The following is a 24,599-nucleotide window of genomic DNA, read 5'->3' on the forward strand; positions in this document are numbered from 1 at the left end:
ACCCATGCCACCGACTCGCCGCCGCCCCGTCCCCTCCACCCCGACCGTCCGCCCCCGGGTAGCCGGCCTGCGCAAACGCACCGACACCCCCACGCCGAACCACCCCACCCCCACCGACACCCCGCAACAGGACACCCCCGCCCAGGACACCCAGGTCCAGGACACCCCGCCCCAGGACTCTCAGCCCCAGGACACCACCCCGACCCACGCCCCACCCGACATCCCCGACATCACCCCCACCTCCGCCCCACCCGACATCCCGGACGCCGCCCCCACCTCCGCCCCACCCCCCTTCGTCGAGGACGTAGCCGACACCCCGGCCACCACCCCGACCCCGAAGCCCCGCCCCACCGGCCGCCGCAAGCGCACCGGCGAACCGGTCGGCAAGAGCGTCCGCACCACCCCGGAACCCGCCCCCACAACCCCTCCGACCTCGACCAACGTCCTGCTGCCCATCGCCCTGGTGGTGGTCGCGGCGGTCCTGGTGGGCCTGGGCGTGTGGCTGCAAGGCCGGGTGGGCGAGGTCGAGCACAACGACGCCCTGGTCGACAGCGCCGGCACCACCGAGGTCTCCGGCCAGGTGCGGGAGGCCGTGGAGAAGGCCTTCTCCTACAACTTCGCCGACGTGGCGGCCACCGAGAAGGCCGCCGACGAACTCCTCGTCGGCAAGGCGAAGTGCCAGTACAACGCCATCTTCGGCCCGGTGAGGACGTTGGCCCCGGAGCAGAAGCTGGTGGTCACGGTGAAGGCCGTCTCCAGCGGCGTGACCAGCCTCGACCCCGACCGGGCCACCGTCCTGCTGTTCCTGGACCAGGTCACCATCCGCACCACGGACAACCAGAGCGGCGGCGGCATCGCCATGATGAGGGCCGGCGCCCAGAAGTCCGACGGCCGCTGGAAGGTCGACAACATGGAGATGTTCGGCAAGTCCAGCGACCAATCCGCCGAACTGGCCAAGTGCAACTGAACACCCCCGCTACCCCGCCCACGGCCTGCGCACCCCGCACCCTGAGGTTCGGCTGCGCCCCGCGCGCTTCTGTGGGGCTGCCGCGCCCCGCGCACACCTCTGCCTCTGCGTGTCATCCCCGTATGGCCTGCCCGCAGGGAACCGCATGTGTCAAGGGCAGATCGGTCGCGCGACCACCGCACACACATGATCGATCTGCCCTTGACGCATGTGGTTGTCTTTGACCTGGCCATACGGGGAGGACACGCAGACCACCGCCCTCCAAAGCTCGAAGAGCTTTGCAGGGCTCTTGTGGAGATCCTTGGCGGTCTGCCCGTCCGGCGAGGACGCTCTTGGTACTTCAAGCCAAGATCACCAAGAGTCGAAAAGATGAAAAGCGGACGCTCGCCGCTGGGCAGGCCTCCGGGTGGGGAAGGGCGTCGTGTCCTCCCGCATGGCCTGCCAGAGGCAACCACCCTCGTCAAGGGCTATCGACCTCGCATGACCTCCCCTCGTGAACGCTCCGCAAGCTCCGCGTCCCCGACGTCCGACCGGGGGTAGTCGATAACCCTTGACAAGCGCGGTTGGGCTGCGCCCAGGCCATACGGGAGAACACGAGGCCAGAGGTCTGCGCTGGAGCGCACTGCACCGCCGCGCCCCGCACCAGCGCGCTCTGCACCGGCACGCACCGCACCGCCACGCTCTGCACCGCCGCACCGGCACGCGCCCGACATGACAGAGCACCTGCGGTCAGGGCGTGCCCCATCCCAGCTCAAGGGTCCGTTGTGGACTGCAAACCCCTCCGCGCAACCGCACTATACCGTGATCTCCGACACACTTTCTGACCGGTCACCGAGCGGAACCGCAGGGTCCGCCGGCGGGCCCACGAACGCCCGCCAACAGTTCACCCCGGCCCACAACCGTGTAATTCCGCAGGTCAAAGCGGTAACCCCGAGTAAGCCGGGCTTGCGCCACGAGGGTGATCGCCGCGTGGCATCTTGACTGTGGGCGTCGGCAGGGTCACTCTGTCGGTGACGACGAGAAAGGTCCTTCGAGGTGCCTCTCGACAGTTGGCATGCGCGTGGCTAGACTGCCCCTTTGCGCTGCCCTCTTTCCGTTTGCCCTTCGCCGAGAGCTGGATTGCCGGGCATCGCCGCACCCTTGACAGCCGTGCTAGTTCCGCTGACTAGCCAGCTACCTGTCCCTGGAAGGACGCATCTTGGCGATCTCTCGCGCGACCAAGGCCACTGCTGCGACCAACTCCACGTCGGGGATTCCCGGAGCGCCGAAGCGAGTCTCTTTCGCGAAGATCCACGAGCCGCTTCAGACGCCCAACCTGCTCGACCTGCAGATCCAGTCCTTTGAGTGGCTCACCGGCGACGAGGCGTGGTTCCAGCGCCGCGTCGACGAGGGTGACGAGGCGCCGACGGGCGGCCTCGAAGAGGTCTTGAACGAGATCTCGCCGATCGAGGACTTCTCCGGCTCGATGTCCCTCTCCTTCTCCGACCCGCGCTTCGACGAGGTCAAGGCCTCGACCGAGGAGTGCAAGGACAAGGACATGACGTACGCCGCCCCGCTGTTCGTCACCGCGGAGTTCACCAACCACACCACTGGCGAGATCAAGAGCCAGACGGTGTTCATGGGTGACTTCCCGATGATGACCGACAAGGGCACGTTCATCATCAACGGCACCGAGCGGGTCGTGGTCTCCCAGCTCGTCCGCTCGCCGGGTGTCTACTACGACACGGCGATCGACAAGACGACCGACAAGGACGTCTTCAGCGTCAAGATCATCCCGTCCCGGGGTGCCTGGCTGGAGTTCGACGTCGACAAGCGCGACACCGTCGGCGTCCGCATCGACCGCAAGCGCCGCCAGCCGGTGACGGTGCTGCTGAAGGCGTTGGGTTGGACCACCGAGCAGATCCGCGAGCGGTTCTCGTTCTCCGAGACGCTGCTGACGACGCTGGAGAAGGACCACACCGCGGGCACCGACGAGGCGTTGCTCGACATCTACCGCAAGCTGCGTCCGGGCGAGCCGCCGACGAAGGAGTCCGCGCAGGCGCTGCTGGAGAACCTGTTCTTCAAGGACAAGCGCTACGACCTGGCCAAGGTCGGCCGCTACAAGGTCAACAAGAAGCTGGGCCTGGCCACGCCGATCACCACGGGTGTGCTGACCGAGGACGACATCGTCACGACGATCGAGTACCTGGTCCGTCTGCACGCCGGCGAGACCTCGATGAAGCCCGGTGAGACCGAGGTGCCGGTCGAGGTCGACGACATCGACCACTTCGGCAACCGCCGGCTGCGCACGGTGGGCGAGCTGATCCAGAACCAGATCCGGGTCGGCCTGTCCCGCATGGAGCGCGTCGTGCGCGAGCGCATGACGACCCAGGACGTCGAGGCGATCACGCCGCAGACCCTGATCAACATCCGCCCGGTGGTGGCGGCGATCAAGGAGTTCTTCGGCACGTCCCAGCTTTCCCAGTTCATGGACCAGACAAACCCCCTCGCGGGCCTGACCCACAAGCGCCGGCTCTCGGCGCTGGGCCCCGGCGGTCTGTCCCGTGAGCGGGCCGGCATGGAGGTCCGCGACGTCCACCCGTCGCACTACGGCCGGATGTGCCCGATCGAGACGCCGGAAGGCCCGAACATCGGCTTGATCGGCTCGCTGTCGAGCTACGGCCGGGTCAACCCGTTCGGCTTCATCGAGACGCCGTACCGCAAGGTCATCGACGGCCGGGTCACCGACCAGATCGACTACCTGACCGCGGACGAGGAAGACCGCTACGTCAAGGCGCAGGCCAACGCCAAGATCGACGACGAGGGCAACTTCCTGGAGACCAAGGTCCTGGTCCGCAAGAAGGGCGGCGAGGTCGAGCAGATCGACCCGCTCGACGTGGACTACATGGACGTCTCGCCGCGGCAGATGGTCTCCGCCGCGACCGCGATGATCCCGTTCCTGGAGCACGACGACGCGAACCGCGCGCTGATGGGCGCGAACATGCAGCGCCAGGCGGTGCCGCTGCTGCGCAGCGAGTCGCCGCTGGTCGGCACGGGCATGGAGCTGCGCGCCGCGGTCGACGCCGGTGACGTCGTGGTGGCCAAGAAGACCGGTGTGGTGGAGGAGATCTCCGCCGACTACGTCACGGTCATGGCCGACGACGGCTCGCGGCAGACCTACGGCCTGCACAAGTTCCGCCGCAGCAACCAGGGCACCTGCATCAACCAGAAGCCCATCGTGAACGAGGGCGACCGGGTGCAGACCGGCCAGGTGCTGGCGGACGGGCCGTGCACCGAGAACGGCGAGATGGCGCTGGGCAAGAACCTGCTCGTCGCGATCATGCCGTGGGAGGGCCACAACTACGAGGACGCGATCATCCTGTCGCAGCGCCTCGTCCAGGACGACGTCCTGACCTCGATCCACATCGAGGAGCACGAGATCGACGCGCGGGACACCAAGCTGGGCGCCGAGGAGATCACCCGGGACATCCCGAACGTCTCCGAGGAGGTCCTGGCGGACCTGGACGAGCGGGGCATCATCCGCATCGGCGCCGAGGTCCAGCCGGGCGACATCCTGGTCGGCAAGGTCACGCCCAAGGGCGAGACCGAGCTGACCCCGGAGGAGCGCCTGCTGCGCGCGATCTTCGGCGAGAAGGCCCGCGAGGTGCGCGACACGTCGCTGAAGGTGCCGCACGGCGAGTACGGCAAGGTCATCGGCATCCGCGTGTTCAGCCGCGAGGACGACGACGAGCTGCCCCCCGGCGTGAACGAGCTGGTCCGGGTCTACGTCGCCCAGAAGCGCAAGATCCAGGACGGCGACAAGCTCGCCGGCCGGCACGGCAACAAGGGCGTCATCGGCAAGATCCTCCCCGTCGAGGACATGCCGTTCCTGGAGGACGGCACCCCGGTGGACATCGTGCTGAACACGCACGGCGTGCCGCGCCGGATGAACATCGGCCAGGTGCTGGAGACCCACCTCGGGTGGATCGCCAAGCAGGGCTGGAGCATCAACGGCGACCCGGACTGGGCGAAGAACCTGCCCGCCGACCTCTACGACGTGGAGCCCGGCACGAAGACCGCCACCCCGGTCTTCGACGGCGCGCGCGAGGACGAGATCACCGGCCTGCTGGGCTCGACGATCCCGAACCGCGACGGCGAGCGGATGGTCAAGGAGAACGGCAAGGCGGTGCTCCTCGACGGGCGCAGCGGCGAGCCGTACCCGTTCCCGGTGTCGGTCGGCTACATGTACATCCTGAAGCTGCTGCACCTGGTGGACGACAAGATCCACGCCCGTTCCACCGGCCCGTACTCGATGATCACCCAGCAGCCGCTGGGCGGCAAGGCCCAGTTCGGCGGCCAGCGCTTCGGTGAGATGGAGTGCTGGGCGATGCAGGCCTACGGCGCGGCTTACACGTTGCAGGAGCTGCTGACCATCAAGTCCGACGACGTGCTGGGTCGCGTGAAGGTCTACGAGGCCATCGTCAAGGGCGAGAACATCCCGGAGCCGGGTATCCCGGAGTCCTTCAAGGTGCTGCTCAAGGAGCTCCAGTCGCTGTGCCTCAACGTCGAGGTGTTGTCTTCGGACGGCGCCGCGATCGAGATGCGCGACGGCGACGACGAAGACCTGGAGCGCGCGGCCGCGAACCTCGGCATCAACCTGTCGAGGTCCGAGTCGCCGTCCGTGGACGACGTCGTCAACTGACCCCCGGCGGTCACCGCGCGGGACGCCTCCCGCGTCCCGCGCGGTGACCCGGCCACCAGCTCCTTCAGCTACGCCCCTTCGAGGGCAACCGAAACAAAAAGGGGAAGAGAGTAGACGTGCTCGACGTCAACTTCTTCGATGAGCTCCGCATCGGTCTCGCGACCGCGGACGACATCCGCCAGTGGTCCTTCGGCGAGGTCAAGAAGCCCGAGACCATCAACTACCGCACGCTCAAGCCGGAGAAGGACGGCTTGTTCTGCGAGAAGATCTTCGGTCCCACCCGGGACTGGGAGTGCTACTGCGGCAAGTACAAGCGGGTCCGCTTCAAGGGCATCATCTGCGAGCGCTGCGGCGTCGAGGTGACCCGCGCCAAGGTGCGCCGCGAGCGGATGGGCCACATCGAACTGGCCGCCCCGGTCACGCACATCTGGTACTTCAAGGGCGTCCCCAGCCGGTTGGGCTACCTGCTCGACCTGGCCCCGAAGGACCTCGAGAAGATCATCTACTTCGCGGCCTACGTGATCGTGGGCGTGAACACCGAACTGCGCCACAACGACCTGCCGACGCTCGAGAACGAGATGCAGGTCGAGCGCAAGCGCGTGGAGAACAAGCGCGACGCCGACGTGGAGGCGCGGGCGCAGAAGCTGGAAGCCGACCTGGCCGAGCTGGAGGCGGAGGGCGCCAAGTCCGACGTCCGCCGCAAGGTCAAGGAGGGCGGCGAGCGCGAGATGCGCCAGCTCCGCGACCGGGCCCAGCGCGAGCTGGACCGGCTCGACGAGATCTGGTCCACCTTCACCAAGCTGGAGCGCGCCCAGCTGATCGCGGACGAGCTGCTCTACCGCGAGCTGTACGACCGCTACGGCGACTACTTCACCGGTGCCATGGGCGCCGAGGCCATCCAGCGGCTGCTGGGTGACTACGACGTGGACGCCGAGGCCGACGTGCTGCGCGAGACGATCCGCAGCGGCAAGGGCCAGAAGAAGCTGCGCGCCCTGAAGCGGTTGAAGGTGGTGGCCGCCTTCCAGGCGACCCGCAACAACCCGCAGGGCATGGTGCTGGACTGCGTCCCGGTCATCCCGCCGGACCTGCGCCCGATGGTGCAGCTCGACGGTGGCCGCTTCGCCACGTCCGACCTGAACGACCTGTACCGCCGGGTGATCAACCGGAACAACCGCCTCAAGCGGCTGATCGACCTCGGCGCGCCCGAGATCATCGTCAACAACGAGAAGCGGATGCTCCAGGAGGCCGTCGACGCGCTGTTCGACAACGGCCGCCGCGGGCGTCCGGTCACCGGTCCGGGCAACCGGCCGCTGAAGTCGCTGTCCGACCTGCTCAAGGGCAAGCAGGGCCGGTTCCGGCAGAACCTGCTCGGCAAGCGCGTCGACTACTCCGGCCGTTCGGTCATCGTGGTCGGCCCGCAGCTCAAGCTGCACCAGTGCGGTCTGCCCAAGCAGATGGCGCTGGAGCTGTTCAAGCCGTTCGTGATGAAGCGGCTGGTCGACCTCAACCACGCGCAGAACATCAAGTCCGCCAAGCGGATGGTCGAGCGCGCCCGCCCCGCCGTGTGGGACGTGCTGGAAGAGGTCATCACCGAGCACCCGGTGCTGCTCAACCGCGCACCGACGCTGCACCGCCTGGGCATCCAGGCCTTCGAGCCGCAGCTGGTGGAGGGCAAGGCCATCCAGCTGCACCCGCTGGTCTGCGAGGCGTTCAACGCCGACTTCGACGGTGACCAGATGGCGGTCCACCTGCCGCTGTCCGCCGAGGCGCAGGCCGAGGCGCGCGTGCTGATGCTGTCGTCGAACAACATCCTCTCGCCCGCGTCGGGCAAGCCGCTGGCCATGCCCCGACTGGACATGGTGACCGGCCTGTACCACCTGACCCGGCACAAGGAGGGCGACCTCGGCGAAGGCCTGGCGTACTCCTCGCCGGCCGAGGCGCTGATGGCGTTCGACCGCAAGGTGCTTGGTCTCCAGGCGATGGTGAAGATCCGGATCACGGACAAGAACCCGCCGAAGGACGAGGTGCCGGAGGGCTGGGAGCCCGGTCAGCCGTGGCTGGCCACGACCACCCTCGGCCGCGTGCTGTTCAACGAGGTCCTGCCGCAGGACTACGCGTTCATCAACGAGGTCATGCCCAAGAAGCGGCAGGCCACGATCATCAACGACCTGGCCGAGCGGTACCCGATGGTCACCGTCGCCCGGACGCTGGACAAGCTGAAGGACGCCGGTTTCTACTGGGCCACCCGGTCCGGTGTCACGGTCGCGATCTCCGACGTGCTCGTGCCGGAGGCCAAGCAGGGCATCCTGGACGAGTACGAGAAGCTCGCCGACGCGGTGGAGAAGCGCTACCAGCGCGGTCAGCTCTCCTACATCGAGCGCAACAACGAGCTGGTCAAGGTGTGGACCAAGGCGACCGAGGAGGTCGCCGAGGTGATGGAGGCCAACTTCCCCGAGGACAACTCGATCCGGATGATCGTGAAGTCCGGGGCGGCGGGCAACATGACCCAGGTCCGCTCGCTGGCCGGTATGCGCGGTCTGGTGACCAACCCGAAGGGCGAGTACATCCCACGCCCGATCAAGAACTCGTTCCGCGAGGGCTTGTCGGTGCTGGAGTACTTCATCGCCACGCACGGTGCCCGCAAGGGCCTGGCCGACACCGCGCTGCGCACCGCCGACTCGGGTTACCTGACCCGTCGTCTGGTGGACGTCTCGCAGGACGTCATCATCCGCGAGGTGGACTGCGGTACCACGCGCGGCGTGAACATGACGGTCGGCGAGAAGATGGGCGACAAGGTCGGTCTCGCGGAGTTCGCGCAGACCTCCGTGTACGCGCGGACCATCGCCGAGGACATCACCGACGCCAACGGCAACGTGGTGCTCAACCGCGGTGACGACCTGGGCGACCCGGCGCTGGCGACCCTCGTCGAGGCGGGCGTCACCAGGGTCAAGGTCCGCTCCGTGCTGACCTGCGAGTCGGCGGTCGGGGTGTGCGCGTCCTGCTACGGCCGTTCGATGGCGACCGGCAAGCTGGTCGACGTCGGCGAGGCCGTCGGCATCGTGGCCGCGCAGTCCATCGGTGAGCCCGGCACGCAGCTGACCATGCGCACGTTCCACCAGGGTGGTGTCGCCGGTGACGACATCACCACGGGTCTGCCCCGGGTGCAGGAGCTGTTCGAGGCCCGGGTGCCGAAGGGCAAGGCGCCCATCGCGGACGTCGACGGCCGGGTGCGCATCGAGGACGGCGACCGGTTCTGGAAGATCACCCTCATCCCGGACGACGGGTCCGAGGAGATCATCTTCGAGAAGCTGTCGAAGCGGCAGCGGCTCGCGAACACGGCCACCGGCCCGCTCCAGGACGGCGACCACGTGCACGTCGGCCAGCAGCTGCTGGAGGGCACGCCCGACCCGCACGAGGTGCTGCGCGTCATGGGTCCGCGCGAGGCCCAGCTGCACCTGGTCCAGGAAGTCCAGAAGGTCTACCGGGCCCAGGGCGTGGCGATCCACGACAAGCACATCGAGGTCATCGTCCGGCAGATGCTGCGCCGGGTGACGATCATCGACTCGGGCGCCACCGAGTTCCTGCCGGGCTCGCTGGTCGAGCGCGCGGAGTTCGAGTCCGGCAACCGCGCCGTGGTCGCCGAGGGCGGCGAGCCCGCTGCCGGTCGTCCGGTCCTGATGGGCATCACGAAGGCGTCGCTCGCCACCGACTCGTGGCTGTCCGCGGCGTCGTTCCAGGAGACCACGAGGGTGCTGACCGACGCGGCCATCAACGGCCGTTCGGACAAGCTCATCGGCCTCAAGGAAAACGTGATCATCGGCAAGCTGATCCCGGCCGGCACCGGCATCAACCGGTACCGGAACATCCAGGTCCAGCCGACGGAGGAAGCACGGGCCGCGGCCTACGCCATCCCGTCCTACGACGACGGCTACTACACCCCCGACGTGTTCGGGACCGGTACCGGCGCCGCAGTGCCCCTGGACGACTACGACTTCGGCCGCGACTACCGCTGACCGACCCCGTAGTCCCCGCAAGACCGAACGGCCCCCGAAGCCTCCCGCTCCGGGGGCCGTTCCTTCACCCGCTCACACCCACGCCGCCCGCACCCCGCCACGGCGTCGCCCTCACCCCGCACGCCACCTCACCCGCCCGCACTCGCCGCACGCCCCTCAGAGCCGTCCGCCCCGAGAGCTGTCCGCCCCAGGAGCCGTGCGCCGCGCACACCTGTGTCTTCGTGTTCTCCCCGTATGGCCTGCCCGGAGGGCTACCGCGCTTGTCCTGGGAGGTCAAGCACGCTTTCCGCTTGACCTCCCAGGACAAGGGTGGTGGTCTTTGACAGGCCATGCGGGGAGAACACGACGCCCTTCGTTTTTCCTCCCCGGAGGTCTGCCCAGCGGCGAGCGTCGCTTTTATTACCAGGATCCGTGCGGCACCAAGTATGAAAAGAGTCCTCGCCGGACGGGCAGACCGCCAAGGATCCCATAAAAGCCAAAGCCAAAAGCTTGAAGGCTGTGTGTCATCCCCGTATGCCCTGGTCAGAAGACAACCACGCTTGTCTTGGGAGTGCAAGCGAAAAGCGTGCTTGCACTCCCAAGACAAGCGTGGTTCGCTGCGCGCAGGCCATACGGGGATGACACACAGCACGGCAGGAGTACGCGCTGCGCGCGGCTCAAAGCAGTGCTGTTCACGGATAGCTTCCCGATAGACCACTCAAGGGCGGCGACGGGATTTCGCCAAGGCTCGTGCGCGCGCCACCAAATCGTCGACGAGGTCCTCGTCGGCGGTGGGGGGAGTGCCGTCGCTACAGCACGGAGGCTTGGTGCGGCGCTCGTTGAGGCGCGGTCGGACGCCGGCCAGTTCGTAGAGGGCGTCGTACAGGTTGCGGCCGGGGTCGTCTTCGTGGGTGCCGACCAGAAGCACGAAGGCGGTGTCCGGGCTCGGGAACGCCACGATGACGCGGTCGGTGCCGCGCAGGTGCTTCACGCACAGGCGGGGGAGCGGTTCCGGGCCGGTGACCCGGTAGCCGAGGGACGCGCAGCCGCCGTGCGACAGGTCGTCCAGGAAGCGTTCGTACGCCTGACGGGCAGGGCCTCGCAGCCGCGCGGCCTGCGCGCCCGCCACGGGCGTCTCCACGACGTTGATCAAGCTGAGCGGACTACCCGTCCTTCACCGCGGTGCATCTGCGCCAAGCTGGTGGCCAGGTCGTCGCGGTCGAGCAGCGCCTGGTCGCTCAGCCTGCGGTGCACCTCGTCCAACAGGCCCCTGGTGCGCCCGGCCCGGCGCAGTTCGGACACCACGTGCAGCACCTCGTGCAACCGCACCGCGTCCAGCAGCATCCGGGGCTCCTGGCTGTGGATCGACAGCACACCCTCGCGGGCCCAGGCCTTGACCGTCTTCTCGGTCAGGTCGAGCAGCTCGCCGGCCACCACCGGCCGCACCGGCGGGGCCGTGCGCAGCGCGCGGGCCACCACGCCGTCGAGCTTGTGCCGCCGCTCGTCGTCCTCGGACAGGCTGGAGGCGACCTCCTCGATCTCCTCGATCTGGTCGAAGAGATCCCGGATCTGCGCGGCCTCCGTTGCGACGGACATGGCGACCTCCCTGAGTCACTACCGAGTATCGCCCAGATTTTCGGGAGTCGCAACGGAGGCGGCGGAACCGGGCCCGGATCGCGCCGGGACCGGCCGGGACCGGGTCAGGACGAGAAGAACAGGCCCGAAAGACCGTGGCGCTTGCGGTGGCCGTAGCCGTGGTGGCCGTACTGCGGCTGCGCGCCCCAACCGGGCTGCTGGACCGGCTGCACGTAGTGGACCTGGGCGGGCGCCGGCGCGACCGGCGGCGGGGGCGGAGGAGGGGCCATCTGGGTCTCCAGGCGGGTGATGGCCTCAAGCTCGCCGTAGTCGAGGAAGACCCCGCGGCAGCCGTCGCACTGCTCGATGTGTACGCCCATGCGGTCGAAGGTGCGCATGTTCGCATGACACTTGGGACACTGCATCGTGTGAGCCTCCTGCTCTCGGTGCGATGAGCGCGATATTAGCCGCGCGGAATGGGTTCGTGCTCGGACGTGATCCGCCCGCACGCGTCCATCAGCGCTTCCTGGGCTTCGGTCAACGGCTTTCCGTCGCGCTGCGCAGCGGTGAGAGCACGCGCCGCCATCTGCACGACCAGTGCGCGCGCCGGAGCCTCCAGCCGTTCCCACGGATCTTCCCGCCGCACGGCCGTACCACCCGCGTCCAGGTACGAGTCCAGCAACCGGCTCCACGAACGCGGGTCGAGCACACCCGCCGCGAACAGCGCCGCCGGCCGCGCCAGGTCCCACGCCGGGTCGCCGACGCCGAGGTCGTCCACGTCGATCAGCCGGTACCCGTCCCGCCGGACCAACTGGCCGAGGTGCCAGTCCCCGTGGATCAGGGTGTCGCCCCCGGGCAGCGGCTCCAGGGTGTCGAACGCCCGCCGCACCACCCCCGACCCCGGCCCGTCGGGCAGCTCCCGGACCGCCCGTTCCATCCGGGCCTGCGCCCCGGCGATCGGCACCGGCGGTGCGAAGTCCGCCCGCCGGAACTCGTGCAGCGCGGCGAGCATCCGCCCGGCCTGCTCCATCGGCAACGTCTCCGGCTCGCCCTGCTCCACCGGCGTCCCGACCGGCCACGCGGTGACCACCCGACCGCGGACGACGGCGGGCGCGGAGCGGGGCGGCAGCAGAAGTTCACTCAATCGTGGGTCGCCGGCCAATCGCAGCCGCGCCGTCAGGACTGCCAGGTCCGTGCCGCGCTCGTGCGCCTTGAGCACCACGTCCGCCACCCGCACGACCAGGACGTCACCGCGCACTGCCAGCACCTCGGGCTTCGCGTCGGCGGCCACCAACGCGGCCATGCCCGCGACGAGATCGAAATCCACCCCCACAGTGTGGTTCACCGATTGAACCGCCGGTTCGGACCGTCCACGTGCACGACCCGCTATCACGTCCGCCGGTCGCACGGCCAGGCGTGGAAAGCGGAGGGGTGGGGCGGAAAGGCGGGTGCGGCCTCGTCTACCTGGTCGTAAGCTGTGACGGACCCGTTTTGACCGGCGGGAAGCAGGCGGGGTATCTTTGGTACTCGTGCCCGACCCATGTCGGGCCGCTCCGCGTGCCTACGCGCCAGTGGTGCTGGAAAGCCGGCCGCGGTGACCTCCACACGTAGGGGCATCCTGGGATGTCGCCTGCGGACCTGGGGTAACCGTGTCAGACCTCGTCGCCGTCACGTCGAAGGGGTGCGACACGCCCGACCTCGGGTGCAGAGAGGGACCAGGTAAACAGTGGACGACGTCCTCGGGCGGCGGGCACTCGAACGGAAGAAGCAACCGGCTAATGCCAACGATCCAGCAGCTGGTCCGGAAGGGCCGGCAGGACAAGGTCGCGAAGCAGAAGACCGCGGCGCTCAAGGGCAGCCCGCAGCGGCGCGGTGTGTGCACCCGCGTCTACACGACCACGCCCAAGAAGCCGAACTCGGCTCTGCGCAAGGTCGCCCGCGTGAAGCTGACGAGCGGCATCGAGGTCACGGCCTACATCCCCGGCGAGGGTCACAACCTCCAGGAGCACTCGATGGTGCTCGTGCGCGGCGGTCGTGTGAAGGACCTCCCCGGTGTCCGCTACAAGATCATCCGCGGTTCCCTCGACACGCAGGGCGTGAAGAACCGCAAGCAGGCTCGCAGCCGCTACGGCGCGAAGAAGGAGAAGAGCTGATGCCCCGCAAGGGACCGGCCCCGAAGCGGCCGCTGATCTCCGACCCGGTCTACAGCTCTCCGCTGGTGACCCAGCTCATCAACAAGGTGCTGGTCGACGGCAAGCGCTCCGTGGCCGAGCGGATCGTGTACGGCGCCCTGGAGGGTGCCCGCGACAAGACCGGCACCGACCCGGTCGTCACGCTCAAGCGCGCGCTGGACAACGTCAAGCCCGCCCTGGAGGTCAAGAGCCGTCGCGTCGGTGGTGCCACCTACCAGGTGCCGATCGAGGTCAAGCCCGGCCGCGCGACCACGCTGGCGCTGCGCTGGCTGATCACCTTCTCCCGGCAGCGCCGCGAGAAGACCATGATCGAGCGCCTGATGAACGAGCTGCTCGACGCGAGCAACGGCCTGGGCGCGAGCGTCAAGCGCCGCGAGGACACCCACAAGATGGCCGAGTCGAACAAGGCCTTCGCCCACTACCGCTGGTGATGTGACGCCCGGCCGGTTCCCCGGGGACCGGCCGGGCTCTCCCGGCCCTAGTGAGCCTGCGAGCTCAAGACAGGGGAAACACCCGTGGCACAGGATGTGCTCACCGACCTGGACAAGGTCCGCAACATCGGGATCATGGCCCACATCGACGCGGGCAAGACCACGACGACCGAGCGGATCCTGTTCTACACCGGGATCAGCTACAAGATCGGCGAGGTCCACGACGGCGCGGCCGTGATGGACTGGATGGAGCAGGAGCAGGAGCGCGGCATCACGATCACGTCGGCCGCGACGACCTGCTTCTGGAAGAACCACCAGATCAACATCATCGACACGCCGGGCCACGTCGACTTCACCGTCGAGGTGGAGCGCAACCTCCGCGTGCTCGACGGCGCGGTCGCGGTGTTCGACGGCAAGGAAGGCGTCGAGCCGCAGTCCGAGCAGGTCTGGCGGCAGGCCACCAAGTACGACGTCCCGCGCATCTGCTTCGTCAACAAGATGGACAAGCTGGGCGCCGACTTCTACTTCACCGTGCGCACCATCCAGGAGCGCCTGGGCGCCAAGCCGCTGCCGATCCAGATCCCGATCGGGTCGGAGAGCGAGTTCATCGGCGTCGTCGACCTGGTCGAGATGCGGGCGCTGACCTGGCGCGGCGAGGTCCAGAAGGGTGAGGACTACACGGTCGAGGAGATCCCGGCCGACCTCGCCGACAAGGCGCAGGAGTACCGCGAGGCGCTGGTCGAGGCCGTCGCGGAGACCGACGACGCCCTGATGGAGCTCTACCTGGGCGGCGAGGAGCTGACCACCGAGCAGATCAAGACGGGCATCCGCGCGATCGTCAAGAACCGCAGCGCCTACCCGGTGCTGTGCGGCTCGGCGTTCAAGAACAAGGGCGTCCAGCCCATGCTCGACGCGGTGATCGACTACCTGCCGGCTCCGCTGGACCTCCCCCCGGTCGAGGGCACGCTCCAGGACGGCGAGACGCCGGCCTTCCGCAAGCCGTCCACCGACGAACCGTTCTCCGCGCTGGCGTTCAAGATCGCGGCGCACCCGTTCTTCGGCAAGCTGACCTACATCCGGGTCTACTCGGGCAGGGTCGCCGCCGGTACCCAGGTCATCAACTCGACCAAGGACCGCAAGGAGCGCATCGGGAAGATCTTCCAGATGCACGCCAACAAGGAGAACCCGGTCGACGAGGCCATCGCGGGCCACATCTACGCCGTGATCGGTCTGAAGGACACGACCACCGGTGAGACGCTCTGCGACCCTCAGCACCCCATCGTGCTGGAGTCGATGACGTTCCCGGAGCCGGTCATCCAGGTGGCGATCGAGCCGAAGACCAAGGCGGACCAGGAGAAGCTGGGCACCGCGATCCAGAAGCTGGCCGAGGAGGACCCGACGTTCCGGGTCAACCTGGACCAGGAGACCGGCCAGACGATCATCGCCGGCATGGGCGAGCTCCACCTGGACATCCTGGTGGACCGCATGCGCCGCGAGTTCAAGGTCGAGGCGAACATCGGCAAGCCGCAGGTGGCGTACCGGGAGACGATCCGCCGCAAGGTGGAGAAGTACTCCTACACGCACAAGAAGCAGACCGGTGGTTCCGGCCAGTTCGCCAAGGTCCTCATCGACCTGGAGCCGCTGGAGAAGAAGGACGACGGCGCTCTCTACGAGTTCGTCAACGGGGTCACCGGTGGTCGCATCCCGCGGGAGTACATCCCGTCGGTCGACGCCGGCGCCCAGGACGCCATGCAGTACGGCGTGCTGGCGGGCTACCCGCTGGTCGGCGTGAAGGTGACGCTGGTCGACGGCGCCTACCACGAGGTCGACTCGTCGGAAATGGCCTTCAAGATCGCCGGTTCCATGGCGCTCAAGGAAGCCGCCCGGCAGGCGAGCCCGGCGATCCTCGAACCGCTGATGGCCGTCGAGGTCACCACGCCCGAGGACTACATGGGCGACGTGATCGGCGACCTGAACTCCCGCCGTGGCCAGATCCAGGCCATGGAGGAGCGCAGCGGCACCCGTGTCGTCAAGGCACTGGTCCCGCTGTCGGAGATGTTCGGGTATGTCGGCGACCTGCGGTCCAAGACCCAGGGTCGCGCGAACTACTCGATGACCTTTGACTCCTACGCCGAGGTTCCCGCGAACGTCGCGAAGGAGATCATCGCGAAGGCGACGGGCGAGTAACCCCAACCGGAGCACCGCAGCACCACGCGGGCTCTCCGGGGTGAAGTCCCTGGGGTCCGCAAACCCGACCCTGACGTGAGGCCCGGCGGGCGGTAGACCCGCCCGTCGGGCAAGCAATAGAAGTCCAGGAGGACAATCCAGTGGCGAAGGCGAAGTTCGAGCGGACGAAGCCGCACGTCAACATCGGCACCATCGGTCACATCGACCATGGCAAGACCACGCTGACCGCGGCGATCTCCAAGGTCCTGCACGACAAGTACCCGGACCTCAACCCCTTCACGCCGTTCGACCAGATCGACAAGGCGCCGGAGGAGAAGCAGCGCGGCATCACCATCTCGATCGCGCACATCGAGTACCAGACCGACAAGCGCCACTACGCGCACGTCGACTGCCCGGGTCACGCCGACTACATCAAGAACATGATCACCGGTGCGGCGCAGATGGACGGCGCCATCCTGGTGGTCGCGGCGACCGACGGCCCGATGCCGCAGACCAAGGAGCACGTGCTGCTCGCCCGCCAGGTCGGCGTGCCGTACATCGTGGTGGCCCTGAACAAGGCCGACATGGTGGACGACGAGGAGATCTTGGAGCTCGTCGAGCTCGAGGTCCGCGAGCTGCTCTCCGAGTACGAGTTCCCGGGCGACGACCTGCCGGTCGTGCGCGTCTCCGCGCTGAAGGCGCTGGAGGGCGACGCCGAGTGGGGCGAGAAGCTCATCGGCCTGATGGACGCCGTGGACGAGAGCATCCCGGAGCCCGAGCGCGAGGTCGACCGGCCGTTCCTGATGCCGGTCGAGGACGTGTTCACCATCACCGGCCGCGGCACCGTGGTGACCGGTCGCATCGAGCGCGGCATCATCAAGGTCAACGAAGAGGTCGAGATCGTCGGCATCAAGGAGACCTCGAAGAAGACCACGGTCACCTCGATCGAGATGTTCAAGAAGTTCCTCGACGAGGGTCGCGCGGGCGACAACGCCGCCCTGCTGCTGCGCGGCATCAAGCGCGAGGAGGTGGAGCGCGGCATGGTGATCGTGAAGCCGGGCACCACGACCCCGCACACCGAGTTCGAGGCGCAGGTCTACATCCTGTCGAAGGACGAGGGTGGCCGCCACACGCCGTTCTTCAACAACTACCGCCCGCAGTTCTACTTCCGCACCACCGACGTGACCGGTGTGGTGACCCTCCCCGAGGGCACCGAGATGGTCATGCCGGGCGACACCACGTCGATGGCCGTGAAGCTGATCCAGCCGATCGCCATGGACGAGGGCCTGCGGTTCGCCATCCGCGAGGGTGGCCGGACGGTCGGCGCGGGCTCGGTCACCAAGATCCTCAAGTGACCTCGCTCTAGAACCGCACCCCCCGATTTGGTCTGCGCACCCGCGTGTGCGACCATTGACGGGTTGCTCGTCGGGGCGGCCGATCCCGTTGGGATCCGGCCGCCCCGTCACGAGGGGATTCATCAGCAAGGCAATCCCACAGGTTTCATCAGTGGGACCGGTCTGTGGCCAAGGGCGCGACACGCCCGACCGCGTGGACCGGGCACCGTGACACCGCTGAGGTGTCAGTCCTGAATAGGGGGCGGTACGCGCCGGAGGTCTGCTGACCTCATTCGGTTGCCCGCACCGCAGCGGTATCGAGAAGCAGAGGAACGGCAAGCCATCATGGCGGGACAGAAGATCCGCATCCGGCTCAAGGCCTACGACCACGAGGCGATCGACGCGTCTGCGCGCAAGATCGTCGAGACCGTGACGCGCACCGGCGCTCGGGTCGTCGGGCCTGTGCCGCTGCCCACTGAGAAGAACGTGTACTGCGTCATCCGCTCGCCGCACAAGTACAAGGACTCGCGCGAGCACTTCGAGATGCGCACGCACAAGCGTCTGATCGACATCCTCGACCCGACGCCGAAGACGGTGGACGCGCTCATGCGCATCGACCTGCCGGCGAGCGTCGACGTCAACATCCAGTAAGCGTTGGACGCGGAGAGTAACGAGACCAATGTCTGACAGGCAGGTTAAGGGCCTCCTGGGCACCAAGCTCGGCATGACTCAGGTCTTCGACGAGAACAACCGGATCGTCCCGGTCACCGTCGTCAAGGCAGAGCCGAACGTGGTCACCCAGGTCCGGACCCAGGAGAACGACGGCTACTCGGCCGTGCAGCTCGCGTTCGGTGCGATCGATCCGCGCAAGGTGAAGAAGCCCGTTGCGGGCCACTACGCCAAGGCCGGGGTCACCCCCCGTCGCCACCTCGCGGAACTGCGCACCACCGACGCCTCCGAGTACCAGGTCGGCCAGGAGGTCACCGCTGAGGTGTTCGAGGCCGGCGCTGTGGTCGACGTGGTCGGCACCAGCAAGGGCAAGGGCACCGCGGGTGTCATGAAGCGCCACGGCTTCCACGGCCTCGGTGCGAGCCACGGCACGCAGCGCAAGCACCGCTCGCCCGGCTCGATCGGCGGTTGCGCCACGCCGGGTCGCGTGTTCAAGGGCCTGCGCATGGCGGGTCGGATGGGCCACGTGCGCGTGACCACCCAGAACCTGAAGGTGCACAAGGTCGACGTCGAGTCCGGCCTGCTGCTCATCAAGGGCGCGGTGCCCGGTCCCAAGGGCGGCACCGTGTTCGTCAAGACCGCTGCGAAGGGTGGTGCCTGATCGTGACTTCCGTTGAGATCCGCACCCCGGAGGGCAAGACCGACGGCAACGTCGAGCTGCCCGCCGCGATCTTCGACGCGCAGGCGAACGTCGCGCTGCTGCACCAGGTCGTCGTGGCCCAGCTGGCCGCGGCCCGCCAGGGCACGCACTCGACGAAGACCCGCGGCGAGGTCTCCGGCGGTGGCAAGAAGCCGTACCGGCAGAAGGGCACCGGCCGCGCCCGCCAGGGCTCGACCCGCGCGCCGCAGTTCGCCGGTGGTGGCATCGTGCACGGCCCCCAGCCGCGCGACTACAGCCAGCGCACCCCCAAGAAGATGAAGGCGGCCGCCCTGCGCGGTGCCCTCTCCGACCGGGCGCGCGCCGGCCAGGTGCACGTGGTGAGCGGCTTCGTGTCGGGCGACGCCCCGTCGACCAAGACCGCCCGCAAGGTGCTGGAGTCGGTCAGCGAGGCGCGTCGGATCCTGGTCGTGCTGCTGCGCACCGAGGAGGTTTCGTGGGTCAGCCTGCGCAACCTGCCGCACGTGCACATCATCGCCCCGGACCAGCTGAACACCTACGACGTGCTGGTCAACGACGACGTGGTGTTCACCAAGGACGCTCTGGACGTGTTCCTGGCGAGCAAGGCCCAGCAGGGTGCCGGCTCGGCCGAGGCGATCGCCGGTTCGTCCGAAGTGGAGGACGAGAAGTGATCCCCGACCACAGGGACATCCTGCTCGCGCCGGTCATCTCCGAGAAGTCCTACGGGCTCCTGGAGGAGAACAAGTACACCTTCGTGGTGGCTCCCGGCTCGAACAAGACCCAGATCAAGATTGCCGTGGAGAAGGTCTTCGGCGTCAAGGTCGTCAGCGTCAACACGATCAACCGCCAGGGCAAGCGCAAGCGCACCCGGACGGGCTTCGGCAAGCGCAAGGACACCAAGCGCGCCATCGTGACGCTGTCCGCCGAGAGCAAGCCGATCGAGATCTTCGGCGGCCCGGCCGCCTGATGACGACGAGGACTGCGTAGAGATGGGCATTCGCAAGTACAAGCCGACGACCCCCGGTCGTCGCGGTGCGAGCGTCTCCGACTTCGCCGAGATCACTCGGTCGACGCCGGAGAAGTCGCTGATCCGCCCGCTGCACGGCCGCGGTGGCCGCAACGCGTCGGGCAAGATCACGACGCGGCACAAGGGCGGCGGTCACAAGCGGGCCTACCGCCTGATCGACTTCCGCCGCACCGACAAGGACGGCATCCCGGCCAAGGTCGCTCACATCGAGTACGACCCCAACCGCACCGCGCGCATCGCGCTGCTGCACTACGTCGACGGCGAGAAGCGCTACATCATCGCCCCGGCCAAGCTGCAGCAGGGCGACCGGATCGAGAACGGCCCCAAGGCCGACATCAAGCCGGGCAACAACCTGCCGCTGCGCAACATCCCGGTCGGCACCGTGGTGCACGCGATCGAGCTCCGCCCCGGCGGTGGCGCGAAGATCGCCCGCTCGGCGGGCGCCAGCGTGCAGCTCGTGGCCAAGGACGGCCCGTACGCCCAGCTGCGGATGCCCTCGGGCGAGATCCGCAACGTGGACGTGCGCTGCCGCGCCACGGTCGGCGAGGTCGGCAACGCCGAGCACCAGAACATCAACTGGGGCAAGGCGGGCCGGATGCGGTGGAAGGGGCGCAAGCCCACGGTCCGCGGTGTCGCCATGAACCCGGTCGACCACCCGCACGGTGGTGGTGAGGGCAAGACCTCCGGTGGTCGCCACCCGGTGAACCCGGCCGGCAAGCCCGAAGGCCGCACCCGCCGCCGCAAGAAGCCAAGCGACAAGCTCATCGTCCGGCGTCGTCGCACCGGTAAGAAGCGCTGAGCAGGGAGGGAGTGAAGGATGCCACGCAGCCTTAAGAAGGGCCCCTTCGTCGACGACCACCTGCTCAAGAAGGTGGACGTCCTCAACGAGTCGGGCAAGAAGACCGTGATCAAGACCTGGTCCCGCCGGTCGACGATCATCCCCGACATGCTGGGCCACACGATCGCGGTGCACGACGGCCGCAAGCACGTGCCGGTGTTCGTGACGGAGGCGATGGTCGGGCACAAGCTCGGCGAGTTCGCGCCGACCCGCACGTTCAAGGGCCACATCAAGGACGACCGGAAGTCGCGCCGCCGCTAGGCGACGAACTAGAGGAAGAGCAAGGGGAAGCAGCGATGAACGCCCGTAACGAAGCCGAAGCGCCGGAGTTCCCGCGCGCCGTGGCTCGGGCTCGCTACGTCCGCGACACGCCGATGAAGGTGCGCCGCGTCGTCGAGCTCATCAGGGGCCGTAGCGCCAGCGAAGCCTTGGCCGTGCTCCAGTTCGCGCCTCAGGCGGCAAGTGAGCCGGTCCGCAAGGTGCTCGCGAGCGCCGTGGCCAACGCCGAGAACAACCTGTCCCTGGACCCCGACACCCTGTGGGTGTCGAAGGTCTACGTGGACGAGGGTCCGACCCTCAAGCGGTTCCGCCCCCGGGCCCAGGGCCGTGCGTACCGGATCCGCAAGCGGACCAGCCACATCACCGTCGAGGTGGAGTCGCGTCCGAAGAAGACCAGCGCGAAGGCCGGCGCTGACTCGAGGAAGGGGGCTCGGTAGTGGGCCAGAAGATCAACCCACACGGCTTCCGACTCGGTATCACCACCGACTGGAAGTCCCGCTGGTACGCCGACAAGCAGTACGCCGAGTACGTGGCCGAGGACGTCAAGATCCGCAAGCTGCTCTCGCGCGGCATGGAGCGGGCCGGCATCTCCAAGGTCGAGATCGAGCGCACCCGCGACCGGGTCCGCGTCGACATCCACACCGCCCGGCCGGGCATCGTCATCGGCCGGCGTGGCGCGGAGGCCGACCGCATCCGCGGTGAGCTGGAGAAGCTCACCAAGAAGCAGGTGCAGCTGAACATCCTCGAGGTGAAGAGCCCCGAGTCGGACGCGCAGCTGGTCGCGCAGGGCGTGGCCGAGCAGCTGTCCAACCGCGTGGCGTTCCGCCGGGCGATGCGCAAGGCCATCCAGTCGGCCATGCGCTCGCCGCAGGTCAAGGGCATCCGCGTGCAGTGCGGCGGCCGCCTGGGCGGCGCCGAGATGTCCCGCTCCGAGCACTACCGCGACGGCCGGGTGCCGCTGCACACGCTGCGCGCGGACATCGACTACGGCTTCTTCGAGGCCCGCACCACGTTCGGCCGGATCGGCGTGAAGGTGTGGATCTACAAGGGCGACGTGGTCGGTGGCATCAGCGCCAAGCGTGAGCGCGACGCCGCGCCGTCCTCGGCCGAGCGTGCCCCGCGGCGTGACCGCGGCGACCGCCCGAACCGGGCGCGCCGTTCGGGCGCCAGCGGCACCACGGCGACGAGCACCGAGGCGGGCCGCGCGGCGGCCGACGCCCAGGCCAGTGACAAGCCGGCCGCGACCGAAGAGAAGACGGAGGGCTGAGTCGTGCTCATCCCGCGCAGGGTTAAGCACCGCAAGCAGCACCACCCCGGTCGGTCCGGTGCTGCGAAGGGCGGCACGAGGGTCACCTTCGGTGAGTTCGGGATCCAGGCCCTGGAGCCCGCTTACGTGACCAACCGGCAGATCGAGTCGGCTCGTATCGCCATCACCCGGCACATCCGCCGTGGTGGCAAGGTCTGGATCAACATCTTCCCGGACCGCCCGCTGACCAAGAAGCCGGCCGAGACCCGGATGGGTTCCGGCAAGGGTTCGCCGGAGTGGTGGGTCGCCAACGTCAAGCCGGGTCGGGTGCTCTTCGAGATGAGCTTCCCGAACGAGACGGTGGCCCGCGAGGCGCTGCGCCGCGCGATCCACAAGCTCCCGATGAAGTGCCGCATCGTTACGCGTGAGGGTGGTGAGTTCTAGCCAATGGCAAGCACTGAAGCGGGTTCCGCGGCTTCGTTGCTGCGTGAGCTCACCGAGGAAGAGCTCGTGCTGCGCCTGAGGGAGGCGAAGGAGGAGCTGTTCAACCTCCGCTTCCAGATGGCCACCGGGCAGTTGGACAACAACCGCCGTCTGCGCACGGTCCGGCACGAGATCGCCCGGATCTACACCGTGATGCGGGAGCGGGAGCTGGGTCTGTCGACCTCTCCCGACGCGGTCTCCACTGGTGAAGGTGCGGCATGAGCGAGAACAACGAAGTGACTGAGACCAAGACGCGCAACGACCGCAAGGTCCGCGAGGGCTACGTCGTGTCCGACAAGATGGACAAGACGATCGTCGTCGCGCTGGAGGACCGGAAGAAGCACCGCCGGTACGCCAAGGTCCTGCGCTCCACCACCAAGGTGAAGGCGCACGACGAGCAGAACACCGCCGGTGTCGGCGACCGCGTCCTGCTGATGGAGACCCGGCCGCTGTCCGCCACCAAGCGCTGGCGCCTCGTCGAGATCCTCGAGAAGGCCAAGTAAGCCCGGAACCGGGCACCACGGACCGAGCCCGTCAGGTCGGAAATCTGGCGGGCCAGGAATGGTCAAGGAGTAGGTAAGTGATCCAGCAGGAGTCGCGGCTGCGCGTCGCCGACAACACCGGTGCGAAGGAGATCCTCTGCATCCGTGTTCTCGGTGGCTCGGGCCGCCGCTACGCGGGTATCGGGGACATCATCGTCGCCACGGTGAAGCAGGCCATCCCCGGTGCCGGCGTCAAGAAGGGCGACGTCGTCAAGGCGGTCGTCGTCCGCACGGTCAAGGAGAAGCGCCGTCCCGACGGCTCTTACATCCGCTTCGACGAGAACGCCGCGGTGCTCATCAAGAACGACAACGAGCCGCGGGGCACCCGCATCTTCGGCCCGGTCGGTCGCGAGCTGCGCGACAAGAAGTTCATGAAGATCATCTCGTTGGCGCCGGAGGTGCTCTGATGAAGGTGAAGAAGGGCGACACTGTCGTCGTCATCGCCGGCAAGGACAAGGGCGCGCGCGGCAAGGTCATCATGGCCTACCCGGCGCAGAACCGGATCCTGGTCGAGGGCGTCAACCGCATCAAGAAGCACACCCGGGTCACCCAGACCCAGCGCGGCGCGCAGTCGGGCGGCATCGTGACGCAGGAGGCCTCCATCCACGTGTCCAACGTGATGGTGGTCGACTCGGACGGCAAGCCGACCCGGGTGGGCTACCGGACGAACGACGAGGGCAAGCGGGTCCGCATTTCCCGTCGTAACGGGAAGGACATCTGATGACCACCGTTGAGAAGACCATCCCGCGGCTCAAGACCCGCTACCGCGAGGAGATCGTCGCCTCGCTGCGCGAGCAGTTCGAGTACGCCAACGTGATGCAGATCCCCGGCGTGGTGAAGGTCGTCGTCAACATGGGCGTCGGCGACGCCGCCCGGGACGGCAAGCTGATCGAGGGCGCCGTGAGGGACCTGTCGATCATCACCGGCCAGCGCCCCGAGGTCCGCAAGGCCCGCAAGTCCATCGCGCAGTTCAAGCTCCGCGAGGGCATGCCGATCGGCGCGCGCGTCACGCTGCGCGGCGACCGCATGTGGGAGTTCCTGGACCGGCTGCTGACCATCGCGCTGCCCCGCATCCGCGACTTCCGCGGCCTGTCGGCCAAGCAGTTCGACGGCAACGGCAACTACACGTTCGGTCTCAACGAGCAGTCGATGTTCCACGAGATCGACCCGGACGCGATCGACCGTCCCCGCGGTATGGACATCACCGTGGTCACGACCGCGACCAACGACGACGAGGGCCGGGCGCTGCTGAAGGCCCTGGGCTTCCCGTTCAAGGAGAACTGAGATGGCCAAGAAGGCTCTGATCAACAAGGCCGCGGCCAAGCCGAAGTTCAAGGTGCGGGGTTACACCCGTTGCCAGCGTTGCGGTCGCCCGCACTCGGTGTTCCGCAAGTTCGGCCTGTGCCGGATCTGCCTGCGCGAGATGGCGCACCGCGGCGAGCTGCCCGGTGTGAGCAAGTCCAGCTGGTAGTCCCGGCTCGGCGGCAGACTTCTTTCG

Annotated in this window: 26 protein-coding genes; 22 read left to right on the forward strand and 4 right to left on the reverse strand. The window is 67.9% G+C overall.

What is annotated here, in order from left to right; genetic code table 11:
* The first annotated feature begins 4 nt into the window (after positions 1 to 4).
* The 3 genes from FHS29_RS06965 to FHS29_RS06975 all read left to right on the forward strand — a co-directional run bounded on the left by FHS29_RS06965 (position 5) and on the right by FHS29_RS06975 (position 9,661).
* Complete coding sequence (locus FHS29_RS06965) at positions 5 to 967, forward strand: hypothetical protein (RefSeq protein ID WP_184689357.1); 963 nt, start codon at positions 5 to 7, stop codon at positions 965 to 967.
* A 1,198-nt stretch (positions 968 to 2,165) separates the two neighbouring features.
* The gene (gene rpoB, locus FHS29_RS06970; protein ID WP_184689359.1) at positions 2,166 to 5,648 is read left to right on the forward strand and encodes a DNA-directed RNA polymerase subunit beta; all 3,483 of its coding nucleotides are present in this window, start codon (positions 2,166 to 2,168) and stop codon (positions 5,646 to 5,648) included.
* 116 nt (positions 5,649 to 5,764) lie between these two features.
* Positions 5,765 to 9,661: a DNA-directed RNA polymerase subunit beta' gene (locus FHS29_RS06975; RefSeq protein ID WP_184689361.1), complete on the forward strand. Its 3,897-nt coding sequence runs from the start codon at positions 5,765 to 5,767 to the stop codon at positions 9,659 to 9,661.
* 697 nt (positions 9,662 to 10,358) lie between these two features.
* Here the strand turns inward: FHS29_RS06975 and FHS29_RS06980 are convergent.
* From FHS29_RS06980 to FHS29_RS06995, 4 genes are all read right to left on the reverse strand, one after another.
* Entirely contained in the window at positions 10,359 to 10,793 is a 435-nt protein-coding gene (locus FHS29_RS06980; RefSeq protein WP_184689363.1) for a hypothetical protein, read from the reverse strand.
* Positions 10,790 to 11,236, reverse strand: coding sequence for a hypothetical protein (locus tag FHS29_RS06985; RefSeq protein WP_184689365.1), 447 nt, complete (start codon positions 11,234 to 11,236; stop codon positions 10,790 to 10,792). The genes FHS29_RS06980 and FHS29_RS06985 overlap by 4 nt, the downstream gene beginning before the upstream one ends.
* 104 nt (positions 11,237 to 11,340) lie before the next feature.
* Positions 11,341 to 11,640, reverse strand: a complete 300-nt coding sequence (locus FHS29_RS06990) for a TFIIB-type zinc ribbon-containing protein (protein ID WP_184689367.1) — start codon at positions 11,638 to 11,640, stop codon at positions 11,341 to 11,343.
* Positions 11,641 to 11,678: 38 nt separating this feature from the next.
* A complete protein-coding gene (locus tag FHS29_RS06995) occupies positions 11,679 to 12,542 on the reverse strand; it encodes a phosphotransferase family protein (RefSeq protein ID WP_184689369.1) in 864 nt (287 codons plus the stop codon).
* Positions 12,543 to 12,993: 451 nt separating this feature from the next.
* Between FHS29_RS06995 and rpsL the strand changes: the two genes are divergently transcribed.
* The 19 genes from rpsL (at position 12,994) to FHS29_RS07090 (ending at position 24,572) form a co-directional block, all read left to right on the forward strand.
* Positions 12,994 to 13,368 carry a 30S ribosomal protein S12 gene (gene rpsL, locus FHS29_RS07000; protein WP_030473471.1) on the forward strand — a complete coding sequence of 125 codons (375 nt, stop codon included), beginning with the start codon at positions 12,994 to 12,996 and terminating at the stop codon, positions 13,366 to 13,368.
* On the forward strand, positions 13,368 to 13,838 hold the full coding sequence (rpsG, locus tag FHS29_RS07005) for a 30S ribosomal protein S7 (RefSeq protein WP_184689371.1): 471 nt from the start codon (positions 13,368 to 13,370) through the stop codon (positions 13,836 to 13,838). The genes rpsL and rpsG overlap by 1 nt, the downstream gene beginning before the upstream one ends.
* Positions 13,839 to 13,922: 84 nt before the next feature.
* Positions 13,923 to 16,025: an elongation factor G gene (gene fusA / locus FHS29_RS07010; protein WP_184689373.1), complete on the forward strand. Its 2,103-nt coding sequence runs from the start codon at positions 13,923 to 13,925 to the stop codon at positions 16,023 to 16,025.
* A gap of 140 nt (positions 16,026 to 16,165) precedes the next feature.
* Positions 16,166 to 17,359 (forward strand): elongation factor Tu, encoded by a 1,194-nt coding sequence (gene tuf, locus FHS29_RS07015; protein WP_184689375.1) that lies wholly within the window; start codon positions 16,166 to 16,168, stop codon positions 17,357 to 17,359.
* 324 nt (positions 17,360 to 17,683) lie between these two features.
* A complete protein-coding gene (gene rpsJ / locus FHS29_RS07020; RefSeq protein WP_003938093.1) occupies positions 17,684 to 17,989 on the forward strand; it encodes a 30S ribosomal protein S10 in 306 nt (101 codons plus the stop codon).
* Between the two features lie 28 nt (positions 17,990 to 18,017).
* The gene (gene rplC / locus FHS29_RS07025; RefSeq protein WP_121009868.1) at positions 18,018 to 18,668 is read left to right on the forward strand and encodes a 50S ribosomal protein L3; all 651 of its coding nucleotides are present in this window, start codon (positions 18,018 to 18,020) and stop codon (positions 18,666 to 18,668) included.
* A gap of 2 nt (positions 18,669 to 18,670) precedes the next feature.
* Positions 18,671 to 19,357: a 50S ribosomal protein L4 gene (rplD, locus tag FHS29_RS07030; protein ID WP_184689377.1), complete on the forward strand. Its 687-nt coding sequence runs from the start codon at positions 18,671 to 18,673 to the stop codon at positions 19,355 to 19,357.
* Positions 19,354 to 19,653 carry a 50S ribosomal protein L23 gene (gene rplW, locus FHS29_RS07035; RefSeq protein ID WP_015105262.1) on the forward strand — a complete coding sequence of 100 codons (300 nt, stop codon included), beginning with the start codon at positions 19,354 to 19,356 and terminating at the stop codon, positions 19,651 to 19,653. Before rplD ends, rplW begins: the two co-directional genes overlap by 4 nt.
* 22 nt (positions 19,654 to 19,675) lie before the next feature.
* Positions 19,676 to 20,512: a 50S ribosomal protein L2 gene (rplB, locus tag FHS29_RS07040; RefSeq protein WP_184689379.1), complete on the forward strand. Its 837-nt coding sequence runs from the start codon at positions 19,676 to 19,678 to the stop codon at positions 20,510 to 20,512.
* Positions 20,513 to 20,530: 18 nt separating this feature from the next.
* The gene (gene rpsS / locus FHS29_RS07045) at positions 20,531 to 20,812 is read left to right on the forward strand and encodes a 30S ribosomal protein S19 (protein WP_015105260.1); all 282 of its coding nucleotides are present in this window, start codon (positions 20,531 to 20,533) and stop codon (positions 20,810 to 20,812) included.
* Positions 20,813 to 20,847: 35 nt separating this feature from the next.
* A complete protein-coding gene (rplV, locus tag FHS29_RS07050) occupies positions 20,848 to 21,267 on the forward strand; it encodes a 50S ribosomal protein L22 (RefSeq protein WP_015105259.1) in 420 nt (139 codons plus the stop codon).
* Positions 21,267 to 22,097, forward strand: a complete 831-nt coding sequence (gene rpsC / locus FHS29_RS07055; RefSeq protein ID WP_184689381.1) for a 30S ribosomal protein S3 — start codon at positions 21,267 to 21,269, stop codon at positions 22,095 to 22,097. The genes rplV and rpsC overlap by 1 nt, the downstream gene beginning before the upstream one ends.
* A 3-nt stretch (positions 22,098 to 22,100) precedes the next feature.
* Positions 22,101 to 22,520: a 50S ribosomal protein L16 gene (rplP, locus tag FHS29_RS07060; RefSeq protein ID WP_015105257.1), complete on the forward strand. Its 420-nt coding sequence runs from the start codon at positions 22,101 to 22,103 to the stop codon at positions 22,518 to 22,520.
* A 3-nt stretch (positions 22,521 to 22,523) separates the two neighbouring features.
* Positions 22,524 to 22,781 carry a 50S ribosomal protein L29 gene (gene rpmC / locus FHS29_RS07065; protein ID WP_184689382.1) on the forward strand — a complete coding sequence of 86 codons (258 nt, stop codon included), beginning with the start codon at positions 22,524 to 22,526 and terminating at the stop codon, positions 22,779 to 22,781.
* Positions 22,778 to 23,062 carry a 30S ribosomal protein S17 gene (rpsQ, locus tag FHS29_RS07070; RefSeq protein WP_184689383.1) on the forward strand — a complete coding sequence of 95 codons (285 nt, stop codon included), beginning with the start codon at positions 22,778 to 22,780 and terminating at the stop codon, positions 23,060 to 23,062. Before rpmC ends, rpsQ begins: the two co-directional genes overlap by 4 nt.
* A 77-nt stretch (positions 23,063 to 23,139) precedes the next feature.
* Positions 23,140 to 23,508, forward strand: a complete 369-nt coding sequence (gene rplN, locus FHS29_RS07075; RefSeq protein WP_015805282.1) for a 50S ribosomal protein L14 — start codon at positions 23,140 to 23,142, stop codon at positions 23,506 to 23,508.
* Positions 23,508 to 23,822 carry a 50S ribosomal protein L24 gene (gene rplX, locus FHS29_RS07080; protein WP_184689385.1) on the forward strand — a complete coding sequence of 105 codons (315 nt, stop codon included), beginning with the start codon at positions 23,508 to 23,510 and terminating at the stop codon, positions 23,820 to 23,822. Before rplN ends, rplX begins: the two co-directional genes overlap by 1 nt.
* Positions 23,822 to 24,385, forward strand: a complete 564-nt coding sequence (gene rplE / locus FHS29_RS07085; RefSeq protein WP_184689386.1) for a 50S ribosomal protein L5 — start codon at positions 23,822 to 23,824, stop codon at positions 24,383 to 24,385. Before rplX ends, rplE begins: the two co-directional genes overlap by 1 nt.
* 1 nt (position 24,386) lies before the next feature.
* Entirely contained in the window at positions 24,387 to 24,572 is a 186-nt protein-coding gene (locus FHS29_RS07090; RefSeq protein ID WP_053715226.1) for a type Z 30S ribosomal protein S14, read from the forward strand.
* Positions 24,573 to 24,599 lie beyond the last annotated feature (27 nt).

This window comes from Saccharothrix tamanrassetensis, assembly GCF_014203665.1.
In the GTDB taxonomy this organism is placed as follows: domain Bacteria; phylum Actinomycetota; class Actinomycetes; order Mycobacteriales; family Pseudonocardiaceae; genus Actinosynnema; species Actinosynnema tamanrassetense.

Coding starts and splice junctions, on each gene's coding strand:
- FHS29_RS06965 (WP_184689357.1), top strand. CDS start 5: ATGCCACCGACTCGCCGCCGCCCCGTCCCCTCCACCCCGACCGTCCGC.
- FHS29_RS06985 (WP_184689365.1), bottom strand. CDS start 11,236: ATGTCCGTCGCAACGGAGGCCGCGCAGATCCGGGATCTCTTCGACCAG.
- FHS29_RS06990 (WP_184689367.1), bottom strand. CDS start 11,640: ATGCAGTGTCCCAAGTGTCATGCGAACATGCGCACCTTCGACCGCATG.
- rpsL (WP_030473471.1), top strand. CDS start 12,994: ATGCCAACGATCCAGCAGCTGGTCCGGAAGGGCCGGCAGGACAAGGTC.
- rpsG (WP_184689371.1), top strand. CDS start 13,368: ATGCCCCGCAAGGGACCGGCCCCGAAGCGGCCGCTGATCTCCGACCCG.
- rpsJ (WP_003938093.1), top strand. CDS start 17,684: ATGGCGGGACAGAAGATCCGCATCCGGCTCAAGGCCTACGACCACGAG.
- rplC (WP_121009868.1), top strand. CDS start 18,018: ATGTCTGACAGGCAGGTTAAGGGCCTCCTGGGCACCAAGCTCGGCATG.
- rplB (WP_184689379.1), top strand. CDS start 19,676: ATGGGCATTCGCAAGTACAAGCCGACGACCCCCGGTCGTCGCGGTGCG.
- rpsS (WP_015105260.1), top strand. CDS start 20,531: ATGCCACGCAGCCTTAAGAAGGGCCCCTTCGTCGACGACCACCTGCTC.
- rplV (WP_015105259.1), top strand. CDS start 20,848: ATGAACGCCCGTAACGAAGCCGAAGCGCCGGAGTTCCCGCGCGCCGTG.
- rpmC (WP_184689382.1), top strand. CDS start 22,524: ATGGCAAGCACTGAAGCGGGTTCCGCGGCTTCGTTGCTGCGTGAGCTC.
- rpsQ (WP_184689383.1), top strand. CDS start 22,778: ATGAGCGAGAACAACGAAGTGACTGAGACCAAGACGCGCAACGACCGC.
- rplX (WP_184689385.1), top strand. CDS start 23,508: ATGAAGGTGAAGAAGGGCGACACTGTCGTCGTCATCGCCGGCAAGGAC.
- rplE (WP_184689386.1), top strand. CDS start 23,822: ATGACCACCGTTGAGAAGACCATCCCGCGGCTCAAGACCCGCTACCGC.
- FHS29_RS07090 (WP_053715226.1), top strand. CDS start 24,387: ATGGCCAAGAAGGCTCTGATCAACAAGGCCGCGGCCAAGCCGAAGTTC.